Origin of the sequence: uncultured Brachyspira sp. (assembly GCF_944390595.1) — a bacterium.
In the GTDB taxonomy this organism is placed as follows: domain Bacteria; phylum Spirochaetota; class Brachyspiria; order Brachyspirales; family Brachyspiraceae; genus Brachyspira.
The window spans coordinates 1-3263 of record NZ_CALXRN010000242.1 but is presented as its reverse complement, the minus strand read 5'-3'; the positions used below and the strand labels follow the sequence as shown (position 1 = coordinate 3263).

5 protein-coding genes are annotated in these 3263 nt (G+C 31.0%); all 5 read left to right on the top strand.

Annotated features, from left to right (window positions below; all coding sequences use genetic code 11):
* Positions 1 to 207: hypothetical protein (locus Q0J90_RS14520; protein WP_297278592.1), on the top strand; the 207-nt coding region annotated here is incomplete at its 5' end.
* A 32-nt stretch (positions 208 to 239) separates the two neighbouring features.
* A complete protein-coding gene (locus Q0J90_RS14515; protein ID WP_297278591.1) occupies positions 240 to 1355 on the top strand; it encodes a polysaccharide pyruvyl transferase family protein in 1116 nt (371 codons plus the stop codon).
* Between the two features lie 7 nt (positions 1356 to 1362).
* Complete coding sequence (locus Q0J90_RS14510; RefSeq protein ID WP_297278590.1) at positions 1363 to 2559, top strand: Coenzyme F420 hydrogenase/dehydrogenase, beta subunit C-terminal domain; 1197 nt, start codon at positions 1363 to 1365, stop codon at positions 2557 to 2559.
* The gene (locus Q0J90_RS14505) at positions 2540 to 2731 is read left to right on the top strand and encodes a hypothetical protein (protein ID WP_297278589.1); all 192 of its coding nucleotides are present in this window, start codon (positions 2540 to 2542) and stop codon (positions 2729 to 2731) included. The genes Q0J90_RS14510 and Q0J90_RS14505 overlap by 20 nt, the downstream gene beginning before the upstream one ends.
* Positions 2732 to 2827: 96 nt before the next feature.
* Positions 2828 to 3263, top strand: a 436-nt coding sequence (locus Q0J90_RS14500) for a YaaA family protein (protein WP_297278588.1), incomplete at its 3' end; no start/stop codon positions are given.

The window sequence follows — 3263 nt, the reverse complement described above, 5'->3', positions numbered from 1 at the left end:
AATTTTATTGATTGGCTAAAGACAAAAAATGTGTATGCTTTGATGATTACATTTTCAACAATTTGTCTGCTTTTGCAAGGTTTTACAGAATACAATGTTGGTAATTCTGCTGTAATAAAAATGTATTGGCTTGTATTGGGAATACTTATTTTATTGTATAAATTAAGTGCTCTTGATAAAAAGATTTATAATTTTAATAATATGTAAATTAAATTAAAAATTTTTAAGAGGGTTGTTTTATGAAGAAAATAGCAATAATTACATTACCAGGATATTTTAATTATGGTAATAGATTGCAGAATTTTGCATTACATAAGTTCATAAAATATTTATCAAAGGATAATTTTGTTGAGAGTATTTGGTTTGAAAATAATGAGTTAAAAGTATATAAAAAATATGGTATAACATTTAAAAATATTTGGAAATATATTTTTAATGGAAATAACTTTAGAAAATTTGTAAATAAAGGAAGCTGCTATTTTGAAGTTATTCGTGAATATAATTTTAAAAAATTTACTGATAAATATATAAATACTAAGTTTGTTGACATACAAAAAACTAATTTGAATTTGAATTATAATTATTTTGTAGTTGGCAGTGATCAAGTATGGAATCCAGATTGTTTGGAATTAAAAAATAATGAATTTTTGCAGTTTGCAGATAAGGATAAACGTATTGCTTATGCTGCAAGTTTTGGCATTAGCGAAATAAATACTAATAAAAAAGAAATGGTTAAACGGGGACTTGGAGGTATAGACTACATATCCGTACGTGAGCAGGCTGGCGCTAAAATTGTTAAAGATTTAACAAACAAAGATGTGCCGGTATTGGCTGACCCGACTTTGCTTTTAACTGCAGAAGAATGGGAAAGGGTGATGGAACGACCAGTTTGGTATCATGATGAAAAATATATTTTGGTTTATTTTTTGAGTAAATTACCAAGTAAAATAAAAAAAGATATACAGTATATTTCTGATAAATATAAATTGAAAATAGTTGATTTAATGGATAAAGAAAATATAGACTATTATTGTTCATCCCCAAGTGAATTTTTGTATTTAATAAAGAACTGTTCGTTGATGTATACAGACTCTTTTCATGGTACAGTATTTTCTATTTTAAACCAAAAACCGTTTGTGGTAAGTTCGCGTGAAAATGTGGGTATGAATATGGATTCCCGCATTGATACGCTGCTTGCTATGTTTCATTTAGAAGACCGCAAAATATTTAAAGATAATAATTATGAAATTGCTAATCCTATGGAAATAGAGTTTCCTAATGTTGAAGCAATTTTAGAACAAGAGCGTCAAAGATCCAAAGAATTTTTGTGTAAGGCATTAAATATTAAAGGTTGATATTATAATGAATATAGAAAATAAATTAAAAAAGAAGAATTTAAAATGCAGCGGCTGTACAGCTTGTTTTGCAATTTGCCCCAAAGATGCAATTACTATGCAAGCGGATTCAGAAGGCTTTAAGTATCCCGTTATTGATAAAAACAAATGTATTGATTGTGGATTGTGTTGTAAGGTTTGTTCTTTAGATAATGCGCAAAGTAATTTTGAAGAAGATAAAATATCTTTTGCTTGCAGCGCAAAAGATGAAAATTTTATAAAACAAAGCTCTTCCGGGGGGGTATTTGCCGTTCTGGCGAATATGTATATAAAAGAACAAGCAGTAATTTATGGTGCAGCATTTGATGATAATTGGAATGTATGTCATATCAGGGTAGATAAAAAAGATGAATTAAAACGTTTATATACATCTAAGTATGTACAAAGTAATATGGGTAATACGTTTAGAAATGTAAAACTTGATTTGGATAATGGTAAAAAAGTTTTGTTTGTAGGGACTCCATGCCAGGTTGCAGGTTTAAAAAGTTATTTACAGAAAGATTATTTGAATTTACTGGCAGTAGACTTTATTTGTCATGGAGTGCCATCTCCATTAGTTTGGCAACGTTATATCGAGGAATTGGAGCAAAATTTAAACAGCAAAATAACAGAAATATCATTTAGAAATAAAAAAGATGGATGGGAAAATTATTGTTTTATGTTAAAAACAGCAGACGGAAATGTAAGTTATGAAAAAGTAGATAATAACATTTATATGCAAGGATTTTTGAAAGATTTGTACTTAAGACCATCTTGTTATGATTGTAAGTTTAAAACTTTAAGTAGAGTGAGTGATATAAGTTTAGCTGATTTTTGGGGAATTGAAAATATATTACCAGAAATGAAAAATGATAAAGGAGTATCTCTTTGCTGGGCAAATAGTGAAAAAGGAAATAAAATTTTAGCAAAAATTTTAAAACAAATGATTTATCAAGAAGTAAGTTTACAAGACGCGGTTAAGTATAATCCGTCAGCAATAAAGTCAGTACATATTCATAAGAATAGGGATAAGTTCTTTAAATGTGTCGATAGAACCGATGATATAATAAATTCAATCGAAAGGTACTATGACAAAAGATATTTTCAAAAAAGATTTTTTAATAAAATAAAAAAATCTTTAATTATTAAGTATTTTAGGAACAGTAATGCCGATAAAAATAATTAAAATCGTTCTTGCCGTGGTATTTGCCGGGCATTTGTTAAAAGCGAATAGAGTGCGTTCTGTAGTGCGGTTCAGCCGGGCAGGATGGGTTATGTTTTTTACGGCGGTTAAGTTTTTCTGGCTGGTGTTTAAATATGCGCGGCAGCGTGATAAGGAGTTAAAGAAAAAGCTTTAATGATTAACCTTATTTTAAATTTTTTACACTGGTAAGTTATAGCTAAATAAAAGATAGTTGAGCAATATTAAATAAAATTATCTAAAGGAACATACTATGCAAATTATAATTTCGCCGGCGAAGAAGATGCGTGTCGATAATGACGATATTGGCGCGGCACGTTTGCCGGTATTTTTAACTAAAACTGAAGAGCTTTTAACTGCTCTGCGTGCGCTGGATTACACGAGCCTGCAAAAGTTGTGGCAATGCAACGACGCTATTGCCGAACTTAATTACAACCGCTTGCAGCGTATGGATTTGCGCCGCAATTTAACGCCTGCTGTTTTCAGTTATGACGGTTTGCAGTATCAGCATATTGCGCCGAATGTTTTGGATGAAGCCTCGTTAAAATATTTGGGCGGGCATCTAAAAATACTCAGTGGGTTTTACGGAATTTTAAGCGCGTTTGACGGTGTTGTGCCTTACCGGCTGGAAATGCAGGCGCGGCTTGCCTGCGGCGGAGCAAAGAACCTGTATGCTTTTTGGGGCAGCA

Coding starts and splice junctions, on each gene's coding strand:
- Q0J90_RS14515 (WP_297278591.1), top strand. CDS start 240: ATGAAGAAAATAGCAATAATTACATTACCAGGATATTTTAATTATGGT.
- Q0J90_RS14510 (WP_297278590.1), top strand. CDS start 1,363: ATGAATATAGAAAATAAATTAAAAAAGAAGAATTTAAAATGCAGCGGC.
- Q0J90_RS14505 (WP_297278589.1), top strand. CDS start 2,540: ATGCCGATAAAAATAATTAAAATCGTTCTTGCCGTGGTATTTGCCGGG.